The following is a 14,546-nucleotide window of genomic DNA, read 5'->3' on the forward strand; positions in this document are numbered from 1 at the left end:
CTATTCCTCGACCTGTCCGTTCAATGCTTCCCGCAAAATCGCCGATACTTCCTTGTACATTCCGTCGAAATCCTGTAACGGCAGCGGGCTGGCACCAAGGCCGACCTCGACCGTGAAGCCGGGCTTGCGGAAGCGCTGAATGAACCAATCCTTGTATCCGGCATCACTGCCCGACAGCTTGACGGCCCGGTAACCGCTGACCGATTCGAACCGTTCCGCCCATGTGACCGCTTCGGGAGGCTCGTAGTCACGGTAATTCCAATAAATTTCTTGCCCTTGCGTATGGAAGGACAGCGCCAACTCGAACGAATTCCGTTCCGTATAGGAAGCAAGCGCGGCGGCCTCGGGCTCGGACAGCGGATGCTCCCCACCGTAATTGAGCGGCGCCGGAGAACGCATACCGCGCCGTGCCCGCTCCTCCTCCCAATGGGCCGGGAACTGATCGTTCAGGTCAACGCCGCGGATGTTCGCTTTCCACCGTTGAAATCGCCGGGATCCCTGATTCCATTCCATCACCGAGGAATAGTATGGATGCCGCGGCGAGATGCCCTCCTGCACCAATTCGATGCCGTCCGGATTCACCATAGGCACGATTTTCAGCACGGTTCGCTCGTAGGCGGACCGCGCATCCCAGCCAAGCCATGACTTCCCGCTGTCGCACGCTCGTGCATAATCTTCGATGAACTGCATAAGCAGTGCCGAAGTAACCCATTCATTGGCATGGACACCGCCATTCGCATGAACCGGCACATTCCCGCGCCCGATGCTGACGGCCAGGATCGGCTTGCCGAGGACGCTCTGTCCGATCGTCTCGACTTGGACGCATGAATAGCGGCGGCTTATTTGCTGAAGGTCCCCCATCAGTTGGCCAGGGCCGTATTCCGCTTTTTTTCGAAGCGTCTCATTCGTGCAAACGTATGGAATGAACACCCGCTGCCCGGCCGTCAGCCGGTCCGGAGCCAAGGATGGATTCACGGAGCGCAGCACCGCTTCCGGAACGCGATGCCGTGCGGCAATCCGGCACAAAGTATCGTTCGGCTGGACGGAATAAGTATCGTATGGACGCGCCGGCAACATGAGAACATGCCCGGGAAGCGCATATTGGTCGGGATCAAGCTGCGGATTGTATGCAAACAGTGCAGGGAGATTAATTCCATGCCGGACGCAAATGCGCAGGTAGGTATCTCCAGGCTGGACGGTATAGGGGATATGCATCGTTCGAACCTCCTTCACTTCCTCATTGATGCATATGCCCTGTATGAAGCGGACATGACTGGGTACTGGCGCATACCAAAAGAGCATGCTCTCCGCGATAAACGCGAAGGGCATGCTCTTCGGCAAAAGGACAAACGTATAATAGCTATAAGATTTGGGACATTCGCCACACGACGGGCACGGCGCATATTTGTTCGCCCAGCCAGGCGCGGGCGATCTTTTGGAACATTTCCGGATCTCCGCTGCAGAAAAATTGATGAACCGGCGTCTCCAAACTATGGGCGAGCTGCCCTTTGTCATGCAAAATCGTACTGATTTCCCTTGCAGTCTCTTCGGCCGAATTGATAAGTTGAACATCCGGGCCCATGACCAGTTGAATCGCATCGGTTAAAAAAGGATAGTGCGTGCACCCCAATATTAATGTATCGAAAGGTAAAGAGCGCAATGGATCCAGTGCTTCCCGGACAACGCCCAGGGCTTCACTGGATTGGAACAAGCCTTTTTCGACGAGAGGAACGAAGGTCGGGCAAGCCTTGCTGACAGCCTCCACATGAGGAGATAACCGCTTGAGCGCCTGCTCGTAGGCGCCGCTTCGAATCGTCCCGTCCGTGCCGATGACGCCGATATACCCCGTCTTTGTGGCCGATAGCGCGGCCCGGGCTCCCGGATAGATGACACCGACGACAGGAACCGGAACATAGGCGCGTATCTCTTCCAAGGCGACCGCCGTCGCTGTATTGCAGGCAATTACGATCATCTTCGGCTGAAATTGGATAAGATAGTCCACGATCTGACGCGTGAACAATCTCACTTCCTCCGAAGATCGGGGGCCGTAAGGCGATCGGGCGGTATCGCCGAAATAAATGATTTGTTCCTGTGGAAGCTGGCGCATGACTTCTTTGACAACCGTCAAACCTCCCACACCCGAATCGAGCATTGCTATAGCTTGTTGCACGAATACACCGCTTCCTTTGTCTCTTGATTGACTGACCTGTGATACCATATGTACGGCAAACCTAAAATGTACCTCGATCTTAACAGCAATGCAGACAAGGTTCAAGTCGACTATCGTTCCATTTTCACACAGCGCAAGAGACAGCAGCGCGACGAAAGCGCTCCGCCCTAAGAAGCATCCCTGCTCCTTCCTCGGCAAATGCCAAGAAGAACAGGGATGCCGGTGAAACCATATGAAAGGCGGAGCGCCTTATCTACGGGTTACTTCTAATTCCTTCTCCGTCTCCTCGGATGCGGCATCCACTGTGTCGTCAAGCACCGTCAGCTCGGCTTCGTCGTCTGCCTGACGCCAATTGCTCCATTGCTGCTGAATGCCGGTCGCCTTCTCCCGCGCTGCTTCCAGGAAATTATCTTTTTGCTCTCCAATCTGCTTCGCCAGCCGCTGCGTCTTCTCATTCAACTGCTGAGCACCCTCCGCAATATCGGCGCGCAGCTCGCGGCCCGATTTGGGCGCAAGCAGCAATGCCGCTACCGAACCAACTACACTGCCGACGAGCGTCCCGATCCAGAACTTCTTGTTGCCGTTTGCCATGTTATTGCTCTCCTCCTGTCGGCATCGCTCCGGATTCATGCTGTTGTCGGGAATCCGGCGGGGATTCGTACCGGGACGCTCGCCGCTGCCATTCGTCCCATCCCGCTGCAGCCCATTCCAGCCATTGGCCGGAGGGCCGACGGGAACGGGAGCCCGACTCGTCCGGGCCGTCCGCCTGCCGCCCCTTGCGGCCGAACCACCGCTCGGCCTTGCGCCCCCAATCCGCTAGCAGCCTGCCCGTCTGGCGAAGCGCGCCGCTCCATTCCTTCAAGGCGCCGATGACTTCCTCGGCAGCCTCAACGGTCCGCTCGGCCTTCCTGGACAAAGCCGACAGCCGGCGCATCAGCCGCTTCGCTTCATAGGCACACTCCTCTGCCCTAGCCAGCGTCCGGCCCAAGCGAAGCAGCACGGCTACTCCCGCACCGCACAGTGCCGTCCAGGCAACGGCAGCAAGCAAAATGCTCCAAGCAATCATGGCGGCTCCTCCCTATCTCCAGCATCAACCCGGGCAAATGCCCATGTTGTAATGACAGTATAGATAGATTGGGCTTGTCTTGACACACTTTTCACGTAAAAAATAATTGTTGCGAGTCTGGTGACGACCGCATCAATGTTGAAACTACCTCGCGATCATGGCCTTATGGTCAATATCCCGGTTGCTCAGATGTCCTTCCTTGAGCCCTTATAGTCAATATCCCCGACGCTCAGATGCCCTTCCTTGAGTCCTTATGGTCAATATCCCCGCGGCTCAGATGCCCTTCCCTGGGCCTTATGGTCAATATCCCCGACGCTCAGATGCCCTTCCTTGAGTCCTTATGGTCAATATCCCCGCGGCTCAGATGCCCTTCCCTGGGCCTTATGGTCAATATCCCCGACGCTCAGATGTCATTCCTTGAGCCTTATGGTCAATATCCCCGACGCTCAGATGTCATTCCTTGAGCCCTTATGGTCAATATCCCCGCGGCTCAGATGCCCTTCCTTAAGTCCTTATAGTCAATATCCCCCACGCTCAGATGTGCTTGATCAACCAACATCCTCATCGTTCAGATTTGTTCAACGGAGGAGAAAATGGCACGTGGGGCAAGACGGGACTTGCTTATCCTGCACCAACGGGATAGCGTCCACAAGAGACAGACAGGGTCATCCAGGGGGATGCCATTGGGATATTGAACATAAGAGACAGACAGGGTCATCCAGCTCCTGCTCCAGGGGGATACTGTACATAAGAGGCAGACACGGACATCCATATCCTGCGCCAGGGGGATACCGTACATATGAGACAGACAGGGTCATCCACATCCTGTGCCATTGGGATAGCGAACATAAGAGGCAGACAGGGTCATTTACATCCTGCTCCAGGGGGATACGTTACATAAGAGACAGACAGGGTCATCTACATCCTGCGCCAGGGGGATACCTTACATATGAGACAGACAGGGTCATCCACATCCTGTGCCAAGGGGATAACGAACATAAGAGGCAGACAGGGACATCTACATCCTGTGCCAAGGGGATAACGAACATAAGAGGCAGACAGGGCTCTTCAACATCCTGTGCCAAGGGGATAGCGTGCATAAGGGACAGACGGGGACTTGTTCAACCTGCGCACACGGGATAAGAAAAAACCGGGAGTTCCCTCCCGGCGGTTAGATTCGCTTGCGAATCCGGTATGTGCAGCGCTTGCCCTGCTCTGCGATGCATTCGGTCCGGGTCACATCCGCGTCCAGCAGTTCACGGAACAGCGCCAGCTCGCAAGCACAAGGCTGCTTATAATGCTGGGCCACCTGGGCGATGGGGCAATTGTACTCATGCAGCAGCCAGCTTCCATCCTCTTCCTGCTCCGTCTCAACCATATAGCCATTATGATCCTGAATGGTCCCTAGGGCTTCGACGCGTTCATCCAGGCTAGATTGGCCCATCTGCGGAGCATACTTTTCGATCAGCGACTGCTTGCGGCTCTCGAACAGCTTCCCGACTCCATCTTCCTCCGGCCAGACCTCCATCTCCTTCAGCAAGTCCAGAATCAGTTGATGGTATTGCTTCGGGAACTGTTCATCCCCTTGGGTCGACAACCGATATGTACGCAGCGGGCGGCCCATCGGCTGGCGCACCATCTCGGTCTCCAGCAGTCCTTCTTCCTCCAGCGCATACAGATGCCTGCGCACGCCCATTTCCGTCATGTTCAGTTGGATGGCCAATTGGGCAGCCGACATCGCTCCATTGGTCTTGAGCAGCATCAGCATCTGTTGGCGGGTCGACGTTTTCGAATCAGACTGTTTCAATAGTAACCACCTTTATTTGGCTTGTCTTCGTATCGACATTGTATCTTATCCCGGCGACCGAGACTAGATCATTTCTTTGGCAATGAACTGACGGGCGCCTTCGGCGAACGGCGGCAACAGCTCCGGCAACTCTGCCAGGGCGGGATGGAGTTCGCCTCTCTTCCAGGCAGCGTAATCCTGGACGAGTGATTTGCGCAGCCGAACCAGGCCGAGCAGACCGTCATGCAGCCGCTCCGGTATGGCCCCTTCTTGCGATAAAATATCAACGATATCTTCATAGCTGCTGGCGTCCCTCATCATAAATCCGTCGATCAGCAGACTGCCTACATCGGTAATCAACTCAATGGCGATATGGAGCGCCCGTTCTTGCGCGTAGGATGCGGTCAAGCTGCCATCCCATCCGTTCCGAATCGCGTTCGCGGCTTCCACGAGTTCGGGAACCATATTCAACCGTTCCTCGATCTGTGCGGTATTGACATAATACATCGCTAGCCTCTCCCTTCTCTGTCAGACGCTGTCACAGACAGCATATCGAAGCTGGACATGATTGGCAACCACAAAAAAAGGAGCCCGTCAGCCCCTTTTCCTGAAAAATCTTGCTTATTCAACGATCAAATAAGATTTCATATCATCATGACCTGTACCGCACATGACCGAACAGTGAATTAAATATTTTCCCGGCTTGTCGAAAACAAAGTCCTTCTCCATTTGACCATCTTTCAAATCGATTTTGAAATCTTCAATGGCAGCACCGTGAAAACCGGATTCATTCACCAGCTTCAGGCGGACTTTCTCTCCAGCCTTCACCTTATATTCGGCCTGATCGAACGTAAAATCATTGCTCGCTACGATCTTGACAAGCTTAACGCCTTCTGGAGCTGCTTCTTCTTGCTCAGCCTTCGGCATGTTGAAGAGCAACAATCCGATGGCGAATACGCACGCGATGCTGAACAATGTGAACATTGCCCATTTTTGCATAACTGTCATACGCCCCTTTGTCAGTTACATTCGTCACCTTTTATATTACAAAATCTTTCCTGAATCTCTCAACCCCAAGTTGAAATTTTCTAAATCATTTTTGAACTTTGTGACGAATTGATGAACGAAAAGAGTATTTTCTTTATTTTTGCCGTATTTAGGCGATTTCATCCGATGGAAAAGCCTGAGCTATCCTTGACATTTCCGTGAACAGCTATTATTGTTTATCCTCGTTATTTTTGAGAGTTGCAATAAATTTGCGAATCTTCGGCGGCAGCGGAAGACCGAGACGACCATAATTTTCAACGATGGACACGAGCTCGTTCGCGAGGTAAAAGCTGATAGCGCCTTCTCGTATCCATACGGTGCCGAAGACCGTATCTATATGGTGCGCCAAAATGACGATAAACAGCATCAACCCTTTGCGGGCCAGGCCCCAGAACCCGATTTCGCTGCTCAAGCCCCTGCCTTCCCGCAGTGAAGCCGCGATGCCGGAGATATAATCAATAGCGATGGCGATGACGAAAAGCGATAACAACGGGTTCCAGGTGCCGAACAGGAAAGCGACGATTCCCCCGAGGAGCCCGGTTAAGCTGTTCAGAGCAAGCTGTCTCACAAGACCAACCTCCTCTTGCTACGTAATACATTATCGTATGCAAGGTCTTGTCCATCCCGCCACGGCCGGGTTCCATCCTGACGAAAAAATACGGACCGTCCTCCATCCGAAGGCACGGCCCACATCGCTATAGATGTGATTATTGTTTGAAAAATTGCGGCAAATACGCTCGATTCGCCTCCAGCATCTCATCCAGGAGCGCCTTGGCCACGCGGACGGAAGGGACAAGCGGATGATGCACCATCGCCTGCAGCGCTATTCCGCGATCTCCGGTGACTGCCGCTTCAATCGTCAGCTGCTCATATGTCTTCACCGCATGCAGCAGACCTTGGATATGTTCCGGAATCCAGCGCGGCGGCAGCGGAATCGGGCCTTGCTTCGTGACGACGCAATTGACCTCGATGCTGGCGTCGGCCGGCAAGAAGTCGTAAATGTTACCGTTCAGCACGTTCAGAGTCTGGATATCGTGTCTGTCGTTATAGATGGAATTCATCAGATTGACCGCTGCTTCCGAGTAATAAGAGCCGCCGCGCTGCTCGAGCTGCTTCGGCTTCTCGCGAAGCGATTCATCCTTATACAGCTCGAACAATTCGGTCTCGACGCGGCTGACGACGTCGGCGCGCGTTCCGTTCTTCGCCAGCGATTCCTTCATCTCCTCGAACATCTCGTCCGTCTGGTAGTAATATTTCAAATAATACGTCGGAATCGCTCCCAGGGAGACAAGGAATTCCGGATCCCAGCCCGTCGTCGGCACGTTCTTCGCATTGTATGCTTTCCCTCCGGCCAGCAGCTCCGGAAGCTTCTCCTCCCCCTTGACGGCAGCCGAAGTGACCCAGTGAAGATGGTTGATGCCGACGAATTCCGGCAGCACCTCGGCTTCGGATACTCCATATTCCGCGGAAAGGAATTTCTTGACGTTGATTGGCGAGTTGCACAATCCGATCGAACGGACGCTGCTATGCTTTGCAACCGCTTCCGTCACGATGCCTGCCGGATTCGTGAAGTTGAGCATCCAGGCATTCGGAGCAAATCGCTCAATGTCACGGCAAATTTCAAGCAGAACGGGAATGGTGCGCAGCGCCTTCATCATCCCCCCCGGCCCCGTCGTCTCCTGACCGATCACCCCATGCTGAATCGGAATGTGCTCGTCCCGCTTCCGGGCTTCGAGCAGACCGACTCGCATTTGCGTCGTGACGAAATCAGCACCTTCAATCGCGCGCTCCCGATCCAGTGTAAGATGAACGTCGATCGGGTAGTCCGACTCCTGGACCATGCGCTTCGCCAGGTTGCCGACAATATCAAGCTTATGCTTGCCTTGTTCGATATCGACCAGCCACAATTCGCGGATTGGCATTTGCTCATAGTTGCGAATGAATCCTTCCACGATCTCCGGCGTATATGAAGAGCCACCGCCAATCACTGCAATTTTCAATCCGTTGTTATCTCCCATGTAGGTACCTCCTTCATTTTGAAAAGCAAATCGCTTTAACTTATGACCGAAGCTTATCCGGGAAAGGTGAACGACTTCAGACGTCCGTCCAGCTCCGGGCTGATGATGACTCCAGCTTCATCCATCGCGCTCAGCACCGCCCCCACGACCGGATCCGATTGCAGCCGGACGCAGCGGGCCTTCGGCGCTACCCTGCTCACTTCCCGTGCCACCGCATCTTGAAGGTAAGATCCTTTGCCACGCATTAGCACACTGCCGATAAGGACGACATCGAATTCGTCATCCATCATATTCAGCCGGCGAATCAGCGCATTGACCGCATTGCCGAGCTCCGTCCCTTCCTCCTCCAATATTCGCTGCGCAACGGCATCGCCTTGGGCCGCCGCTTCGAACAAGCATTTGACCAAATCCCGCGGTACGGACACGCCGTTATCCAGCACATCGGTATACATATCCTCGACTGTACCGTAATTCATTTCCTTCAGCACGAGCGGCGTGAGTCCCGTCGCTTCCCCGCGCCCGTCCCACTCTCGAATAACCGCCCGGAAGGCCAATACCGCCAGGCTGGATCCTGCGCCGAATCCGTCGCCGAACAGATGGCCGTAGCCTCCATATTGCAATTCCGTGCCATGACGGTTGCGCGCGGCGCTGTTGAAGCCCGTGCCGCTGATGATTACGCCGCCATACGGGCGATCCGTGCCTGCACGCATGCCGATCATCGTGTCGCAGGCAATCGCGTGCCTGGCGAAGCCCAGCTCCGCAATCATCGGCCGCAGGATAACGTAATCCGGTTCGCGATCCGCTCCAGCCAGGCCGAAATAGGCGAAGGTTACATCCTCATGCCTCAAGCCGGCCGAAGCAAGCGCGGCTTCACAGGCGGCGCGAATATTGCGGGCGGCCCCATTCCGGTCAATCTGATGATTCCCGTTGCCGGATAGCCCGGTGCCCAGCACATTTCCCTCCGCATCGACCAGCAAGGCGTGCGTCTTGCTCCCTCCTGCGTCGACTCCTAAGTAGATGCTCATCGGTTTCTCTCCCATTCATCTGCAAATGCACCTCTTACGCACCTTCACGTGCGAATACATCATCTGTGCTATATCCTTACTTTACAATTTGTTTTATCCCATTAACTACTACTAACCTCGTATAAAGTAATATGATCTTACTGTTTTTTCTTCGTTCGCTGATTACGGATTTCGCTTGGCGACACGCCGAACAGCTGGCGGAACAGACGGTTGAAATTCGATAAATTGCGAAAGCCGCATTCTGATGCAATATCAATAATTTTCTCATCCGATGATTCCAATAAATGAACCGCTTGGGTCAGCCGGAGTTGGATAAGATAATCAAGCGGCGACGTGCCGACCGCCTGCTGGAACAAGGCGCTGAACCGGGACGGGCTCAAATGGGTCAGCTCGGCTAATTCCTTCAGCGTCCACGGGTAAGCCAAATTGAGCTCCATCGTTAGAATAAGCTCCTTCAGCGCATGGATTCCGCGGTGCTTCACTGGCGCCGGTTCCCCTTCCGAGATCGCGCCGTGGCGGTTCACGAGCGCGAGGAAGCGGGTCAATTGCGCCCGGATGACGGAGGCGTAAGATGGAGCCCGCACATGCATTTCCTCCTTCATATTGAGGAGTATCGCGATCAATTCATCGTAGACGGGCATGTCCCGGTTGACCAGATTGGTGAACTGTATGCCCTGTTCCCGGAACGGGCGGAGCAAGTCATGGTCATAGCGCATCTCCATGGCCAGCATCCCGGGATCGAACATATGAACGTCAATGACCAGATGATCCGTCTCGAAGGCGCGATGCAGGTCCTGTCCATTGATGAGGATAATATCTCCAGCCTGAAGCTGATATTTTACGCCGTTGATCACATAAAATCCTGTCCCGCCCCGGATATAATTAATCTCCAGTTCCCGGTGCCAATGGAGCCGTTGAAAGCCCGGACTCACGCCTTCCGTCGTCGATACGAGGTACGGCATCGGCGTAGGCCAAGACACCGGATCAGGCATGATGGCCTTTGGCTTTTCCCGGGGTTCCGTATGTACATTCCGATCCATACAAGCTTCACCTCCGCAATGAAAACGTTCTCCTTCTATTACAGCAAAAAAAGGCAATCCCGCAAAGAAAAACATTTCGCGTCCTGTACACAAATAAATTGACAAAGACAGTAAAAAGACATTAAGATGTAAAATGCAAAAAACTAAAGGGAGCAGGTGACCTACCCGTGAACTACCAACCGATTGTAAAGGAAAAGACGTTAATTGAGCGCAACGATGAAGACAACCTGTATCAAGTCAAAGTGAAATTGCAGGATGGCACTCAATGCCGCGTCATCTACAACAAAGGAGCAATTACGATCAGCCGCTTGCTCTCCATTCCTTGTCCCGTATGCAGAAAAGACTTCATTTGCTCATGTCTGAACCGCTTCGCGGAACAAATTGACAGCCAAGTCCATTTATCCGACATGCTTGCTGAATAAATGAATAAATCCTGTTGCAATTCGAGACATGTGGTGGTATAATGTAACAGGTAACGGGGCATTAGTTCAGTGGGAGAACGCTTCACTGGCAGTGAAGAGGTCAGCGGTTCGAATCCGCTATGCTCCACCATCATAGCTACACTCGAGAACATCTGGATGAAGATGTTCTTTTTGTTATGTCTGCACAAAAGAACCCGCAAGGGTTCTAAGATGCGGGTTTTTCATGAGTGCTCCCCTAATGAATTTTTGGATAGCAAGTGCGTCAGTTCCTTCATGAACATATTGATATCCTTGAATTGGCGGTATACCGAAGCAAATCGCACATAGGCCACCTCATCGACCGGATACAATTGCTCCATCACCCGCTCGCCGATAATGCGGCTCTCTACTTCGGCATGAGCCGTATTCCGGAGCTGCTTCTCCACTTCGGACGCTATCATCTCCAGCCGTTCCACCGAGACCGGCCTTTTCTCACAAGCCCGAATCAGGCCACGCAGCATCTTGTCGCGGCTGAACTCCTCACGGCTTCCATCCTTCTTAATGACAATAAGCGGCGTCTCTTCGACCATTTCGAAGGTCGTGAACCGCCGGCTGCACAACTCGCATTCCCTTCTCCTCCGGATGGACTTGTTATCATTCGCAGGCCGGGAATCCAGCACTTTCGTTCCAAGATGGTCACAAAAAGGACATTTCAAATGGTGTTCCTCCTTTCTTCCCGATTGAACTCGGATGTTATAGAAAATACCAGTCGTTACCTGTAATGAACTTAGCGAGAATGCACACAATACAATTACCAACCGCAAGGAGGTGAATAGATATGGCCCAAAACAACCGTTCCAGCAACAACCTGGTTGTTCCTCAAGCAACTGCAGCTCTCGAGCAAATGAAGTTCGAGATCGCTCAAGAATTGGGCATTGCCATTCCGCAAGACGGATACTATGGCAACATGGCAACCCGCGACACCGGTTCGATCGGGGGATACATCACGAAGCGCCTGGTACAAATCGCGGAGCAACAGCTAGCAGGACAATTCAAATAAGGCATTATGAGCATCGGATCAAGCCGGTAACCCCCGGCTTGTCCGATGCTTATTCATTTCATCCCATAGACGTCCTTATACTTATCATAATAATGGATTACGCGCTGTACGTACAGCTTCGTTTCCCCATAAGGAATCTGCTGCTTCACAGTCTCGTATCGTCCGTCCCATGTCTGGTTGCGAAGCCATTTGCTTACATTGCCCGGACCGGCGTTATACGCCGCGATCGCCGCTATCCAGTTGCCATTGAACTGCTTGTGCAGCGATTGCAAATACCAGGTGCCAATATGAATGTTCGGGTCGATCTCGTACTTCAATTCCTCCATCGTCCAATGCGAATCAAGCTTGAGCTGCTCCATCGCCCACGAGGCGGTGTCCGGCATCAGCTGCATAACCCCGATGGCGCCCTTCCTGGATTCCTGACCGGCCTGATAGTTCGTCTCTACCCGGATGATGGCCGCGACGAGCAGCGGATCAATCTGGTACTTGCCCGCGTGCTTCCGAATCTCATCCTCGTATGGAATCGGATACATCCAGCGGCCCAGCCATTGCGATTGTACAAATATGATAAATAGAAACCCGAGAAAGAGAGCGAGCAAAAAACGCTTTTTCCGCATCAGCTTCATGATTCGGTTCATAACAGACCTTTCCAAAGCCAGAACTGTTCCACCTGCTGCCTAGTCTCTTCTATTCCGTTGCTGTTGTCGATGACATAATCTGCTCGTTCCCGCTTCATCTCAATATCCCACTGGGAGAGAAGCCGTTCGGACGCTTCCGCTTCAGATAATCCGTCCCGCCGCATCAAGCGCTCCAATTGAATCGCTTGCGGGACGTAGACGACGACGATCTCCTCGAAGCGATCAGTCAAGCCGGACTCGTACAGCAGCGGCACGTCCACCACGACAAGGGATTGCGGATGCTCTTCCTCCAGCCGGCGCATCTGCGTCATCATCTCCTGCCGGATGGCGGGGTGGGTTATCTCCTCAAGCGCCTTTCGCGCGGCGGCATCGGAAAATACAACGTTTCCAAGCCGCTTGCGGTCAAGCGAGCCGTCCGGCAACAGCATGTCCGCTCCGAACCGGTCCGCGATCTGATCTAACGCGGGACTGCCAGGAAGCACGATCTCCCTGGCAATCCGGTCAGCATCAACAAGCAGAGCGCCCCGTTCCACGAGCAGACGGGAGACGGTGCTTTTCCCCGACGCAATGCCGCCGGTTAATCCGATGTTCATGCCTTCACCTCATTTATTTGCCTGCTTACATTAAGATATCAATTTTAGCATCCCCATCAACATTAACAACAAACCTGGCAGGAATGATATTCTCTGAATCCAGCGCTGGTGCGAGAACTTCATTCCCAGATGCATGCCTGCCCGCAAAAAGGCGCCGCTGAATAACGCGATCACAAGCGCCGTCAGCAAAGACGGATAGCCAAGCAGGGATGCCCCGATCCCTGCGCCGAACGCATCAAGCGACAACGCGGCTCCGAGCCATGCCGCTTCGGCGGCGCTAATGCTTCCTGAGCGATCGATATCGGCAGCGGAAGGCGTCTTCAATATTTGAATGACTAAGCCGAGACGGCGCAGCTGGATGCGGATGAGCGGCTTCGATTCCGCCCGGCCGATCCATTCCTTCAGCTCCTGCGGAGGAATCGGCTTCATGCCGCCGCTCCGTCTTCGGCCCGCTTCCGGCGCATCCTCCTTCTTGCGAAGCAGCTGGATGATCGCCCAGGCCCCGATCGTAATCAGGATAACCGATCCGGTCCACTGCGCGGCGGCTGGAGAGACGTATCGCACCAGGAGACCTCCGGCCTGCATCGACAGCCAAATGAACAATCCGGAGCATATCGAAATGATTACGATCGAAAATATCGGGATACGCACGCGGCGCAGACCGTAAGTCATTCCGACTCCGAAGCTGTCAAGGCTCAGCGCAAAAGCCAAGACGAACATGGACGCTGCTTGCATTAGCATCACATTTCCCTCCCTGCTCGGCGAGAACCGGCCGCGCGTCGGCGCGGGCTTCCCGCCGGTATACCCCATCATATGGGCAACAGCGGAGAGGGGTGAATGCTAATTGGCGCGTTGGGAATGCTTCTGGCAGCGCGGGCAATAATGCGTGCCTCTGCCGCCGACGACGCTCTTTTCAATGATTTGGCCGCAGCGGATGCACGGCTCGCCTTGCCGACCGTACATTTGAAGCTGATGCTGGAACATGCCCATCTCGCCCTGTCCGTTGACATAGGATTTGATCGAAGAGCCTCCGGCCTCGACAGCCTCGCTCAACGTGGCGATAATTGCTTCGTGCAAGCGGACGCATTCCGCGTCGGTCAGCTCGTCCGCCGGCCGCAGCGGATGAATGCCTGCCCGGAACAACGCTTCATCCACATAGATATTCCCGATGCCTACCACGACATGCTGATTGAGAAGCACCGGCTTAATGAAGCTGCGGCGCTTGCGCAGCAAAGCGGTCAGCACTTCGGGCGTGAACTGTTCCGAGAGCGGCTCCACCCCCAGCTTCTGCAGCGGCGGCATGCCCCATTCCTCGTCGCGCCGGAACAGATGCATCGTGCCGAACTGGCGCACGTCCTTGTACCGCAGCTCGCTGCCATCCGTGAGATGGAAGATGACGTGGGTATGCTTCTCCACCGGCTCCCCTGCCTTGAACACACCGTAGCGCCCTTCCATCCGCAGATGGGAGACCAACGTAAGCCCGTCCAGCAAAATGCGGAGGAACTTGCCTCGCCGCTCTACTTGTTCGATCGTATGTCCGCTCAATGCGTCGCAGAACTCTTCTATATTCGCTGGACGCTGGATGATGCGGGGGAGCGTAACAGTTACGCGCTCAATCGTCTTTCCCGCCACCAGCGTATTTAATGTCCTTTTAACAGTCTCCACTTCCGGCAATTCCGGCATGTCAATCACCTCTCGTTGT

Annotated in this window: 18 protein-coding genes and 1 tRNA gene; 3 read left to right on the plus strand and 16 right to left on the minus strand. The window is 54.2% G+C overall.

The annotated features are described in order from the left end of the window. The 11 genes from NNL35_RS24330 to NNL35_RS24380 form a co-directional block, all read right to left on the minus strand. On the minus strand, positions 1 to 1,215 hold the full coding sequence (locus NNL35_RS24330) for a M14 family metallopeptidase (RefSeq protein ID WP_006679272.1): 1,215 nt from the start codon (positions 1,213 to 1,215) through the stop codon (positions 1 to 3). Positions 1,216 to 1,360: 145 nt separating this feature from the next. After that, positions 1,361 to 2,170 carry a glutamate racemase gene (racE, locus tag NNL35_RS24335; RefSeq protein WP_040734006.1) on the minus strand — a complete coding sequence of 270 codons (810 nt, stop codon included), beginning with the start codon at positions 2,168 to 2,170 and terminating at the stop codon, positions 1,361 to 1,363. A gap of 249 nt (positions 2,171 to 2,419) precedes the next feature. Continuing rightward, positions 2,420 to 2,761 (minus strand): YtxH domain-containing protein, encoded by a 342-nt coding sequence (locus tag NNL35_RS24340; RefSeq protein ID WP_006679274.1) that lies wholly within the window; start codon positions 2,759 to 2,761, stop codon positions 2,420 to 2,422. Position 2,762: 1 nt separating this feature from the next. After that, the gene (locus NNL35_RS24345) at positions 2,763 to 3,236 is read right to left on the minus strand and encodes a DUF948 domain-containing protein (RefSeq protein WP_006679275.1); all 474 of its coding nucleotides are present in this window, start codon (positions 3,234 to 3,236) and stop codon (positions 2,763 to 2,765) included. A gap of 1,171 nt (positions 3,237 to 4,407) precedes the next feature. Next, on the minus strand, positions 4,408 to 5,043 hold the full coding sequence (locus NNL35_RS24350; protein ID WP_006679236.1) for a helix-turn-helix transcriptional regulator: 636 nt from the start codon (positions 5,041 to 5,043) through the stop codon (positions 4,408 to 4,410). 63 nt (positions 5,044 to 5,106) lie between these two features. Then, a complete protein-coding gene (locus tag NNL35_RS24355; RefSeq protein ID WP_006679237.1) occupies positions 5,107 to 5,529 on the minus strand; it encodes a DUF86 domain-containing protein in 423 nt (140 codons plus the stop codon). 114 nt (positions 5,530 to 5,643) lie between these two features. Continuing rightward, complete coding sequence (locus tag NNL35_RS24360; protein ID WP_006679238.1) at positions 5,644 to 6,021, minus strand: cupredoxin domain-containing protein; 378 nt, start codon at positions 6,019 to 6,021, stop codon at positions 5,644 to 5,646. Between the two features lie 217 nt (positions 6,022 to 6,238). After that, entirely contained in the window at positions 6,239 to 6,637 is a 399-nt protein-coding gene (locus NNL35_RS24365; protein WP_006679239.1) for a phage holin family protein, read from the minus strand. Between the two features lie 139 nt (positions 6,638 to 6,776). Beyond that, positions 6,777 to 8,087 (minus strand): 6-phospho-beta-glucosidase, encoded by a 1,311-nt coding sequence (locus NNL35_RS24370; protein ID WP_006679240.1) that lies wholly within the window; start codon positions 8,085 to 8,087, stop codon positions 6,777 to 6,779. Positions 8,088 to 8,140: 53 nt separating this feature from the next. Continuing rightward, the gene (locus NNL35_RS24375; RefSeq protein ID WP_040733966.1) at positions 8,141 to 9,112 is read right to left on the minus strand and encodes an N-acetylglucosamine kinase; all 972 of its coding nucleotides are present in this window, start codon (positions 9,110 to 9,112) and stop codon (positions 8,141 to 8,143) included. Positions 9,113 to 9,249: 137 nt separating this feature from the next. Then, positions 9,250 to 10,152, minus strand: coding sequence for an AraC family transcriptional regulator (locus NNL35_RS24380; RefSeq protein WP_006679242.1), 903 nt, complete (start codon positions 10,150 to 10,152; stop codon positions 9,250 to 9,252). 167 nt (positions 10,153 to 10,319) lie between these two features. Between NNL35_RS24380 and NNL35_RS24385 the strand changes: the two genes are divergently transcribed. Beyond that, on the plus strand, positions 10,320 to 10,574 hold the full coding sequence (locus tag NNL35_RS24385) for a hypothetical protein (RefSeq protein WP_006679243.1): 255 nt from the start codon (positions 10,320 to 10,322) through the stop codon (positions 10,572 to 10,574). 55 nt (positions 10,575 to 10,629) lie between these two features. After that, positions 10,630 to 10,704: transfer RNA gene (locus tag NNL35_RS24390), tRNA-Ala, on the plus strand. A gap of 91 nt (positions 10,705 to 10,795) precedes the next feature. Here NNL35_RS24390 and nrdR read toward each other — a convergent pair. Beyond that, the gene (nrdR, locus tag NNL35_RS24395; protein WP_040733970.1) at positions 10,796 to 11,269 is read right to left on the minus strand and encodes a transcriptional regulator NrdR; all 474 of its coding nucleotides are present in this window, start codon (positions 11,267 to 11,269) and stop codon (positions 10,796 to 10,798) included. 122 nt (positions 11,270 to 11,391) lie between these two features. Between nrdR and NNL35_RS24400 the strand changes: the two genes are divergently transcribed. Beyond that, positions 11,392 to 11,613 (plus strand): alpha/beta-type small acid-soluble spore protein, encoded by a 222-nt coding sequence (locus NNL35_RS24400; protein WP_006679245.1) that lies wholly within the window; start codon positions 11,392 to 11,394, stop codon positions 11,611 to 11,613. 53 nt (positions 11,614 to 11,666) lie between these two features. Here the strand turns inward: NNL35_RS24400 and NNL35_RS24405 are convergent, their stop codons facing one another. The 4 genes from NNL35_RS24405 to mutM all read right to left on the minus strand — a co-directional run bounded on the left by NNL35_RS24405 (position 11,667) and on the right by mutM (position 14,527). Then, complete coding sequence (locus NNL35_RS24405; protein WP_006679246.1) at positions 11,667 to 12,251, minus strand: lytic transglycosylase domain-containing protein; 585 nt, start codon at positions 12,249 to 12,251, stop codon at positions 11,667 to 11,669. After that, entirely contained in the window at positions 12,248 to 12,844 is a 597-nt protein-coding gene (coaE, locus tag NNL35_RS24410) for a dephospho-CoA kinase (protein WP_006679247.1), read from the minus strand. Before coaE ends, NNL35_RS24405 begins: the two co-directional genes overlap by 4 nt. Before the next feature lie 30 nt (positions 12,845 to 12,874). Further along, a complete protein-coding gene (locus NNL35_RS24415; RefSeq protein ID WP_006679248.1) occupies positions 12,875 to 13,585 on the minus strand; it encodes an MntP/YtaF family protein in 711 nt (236 codons plus the stop codon). A gap of 99 nt (positions 13,586 to 13,684) precedes the next feature. Next, positions 13,685 to 14,527, minus strand: a complete 843-nt coding sequence (gene mutM, locus NNL35_RS24420) for a DNA-formamidopyrimidine glycosylase (protein ID WP_006679249.1) — start codon at positions 14,525 to 14,527, stop codon at positions 13,685 to 13,687. Positions 14,528 to 14,546 lie beyond the last annotated feature (19 nt).

Origin of the sequence: Paenibacillus dendritiformis (assembly GCF_945605565.1) — a bacterium.
GTDB lineage: Bacteria > Bacillota > Bacilli > Paenibacillales > Paenibacillaceae > Paenibacillus_B > Paenibacillus_B dendritiformis_A.

What these genes read in the sequence shown, in the direction of transcription:
- mutM (WP_006679249.1), bottom strand. Translation starts at nt 14,527, where the DNA reads ATGCCGGAATTGCCGGAAGTGGAGACTGTTAAAAGGACATTAAATACG.
- NNL35_RS24400 (WP_006679245.1), top strand. Translation starts at nt 11,392, where the DNA reads ATGGCCCAAAACAACCGTTCCAGCAACAACCTGGTTGTTCCTCAAGCA.
- NNL35_RS24360 (WP_006679238.1), bottom strand. Translation starts at nt 6,021, where the DNA reads ATGCAAAAATGGGCAATGTTCACATTGTTCAGCATCGCGTGCGTATTC.
- NNL35_RS24405 (WP_006679246.1), bottom strand. Translation starts at nt 12,251, where the DNA reads ATGAACCGAATCATGAAGCTGATGCGGAAAAAGCGTTTTTTGCTCGCT.
- coaE (WP_006679247.1), bottom strand. Translation starts at nt 12,844, where the DNA reads ATGAACATCGGATTAACCGGCGGCATTGCGTCGGGGAAAAGCACCGTC.
- NNL35_RS24355 (WP_006679237.1), bottom strand. Translation starts at nt 5,529, where the DNA reads ATGTATTATGTCAATACCGCACAGATCGAGGAACGGTTGAATATGGTT.
- NNL35_RS24330 (WP_006679272.1), bottom strand. Translation starts at nt 1,215, where the DNA reads ATGCATATCCCCTATACCGTCCAGCCTGGAGATACCTACCTGCGCATT.
- NNL35_RS24340 (WP_006679274.1), bottom strand. Translation starts at nt 2,761, where the DNA reads ATGGCAAACGGCAACAAGAAGTTCTGGATCGGGACGCTCGTCGGCAGT.
- NNL35_RS24415 (WP_006679248.1), bottom strand. Translation starts at nt 13,585, where the DNA reads ATGCTAATGCAAGCAGCGTCCATGTTCGTCTTGGCTTTTGCGCTGAGC.
- NNL35_RS24370 (WP_006679240.1), bottom strand. Translation starts at nt 8,087, where the DNA reads ATGGGAGATAACAACGGATTGAAAATTGCAGTGATTGGCGGTGGCTCT.
- NNL35_RS24375 (WP_040733966.1), bottom strand. Translation starts at nt 9,112, where the DNA reads ATGAGCATCTACTTAGGAGTCGACGCAGGAGGGAGCAAGACGCACGCC.
- NNL35_RS24380 (WP_006679242.1), bottom strand. Translation starts at nt 10,152, where the DNA reads ATGGATCGGAATGTACATACGGAACCCCGGGAAAAGCCAAAGGCCATC.
- NNL35_RS24345 (WP_006679275.1), bottom strand. Translation starts at nt 3,236, where the DNA reads ATGATTGCTTGGAGCATTTTGCTTGCTGCCGTTGCCTGGACGGCACTG.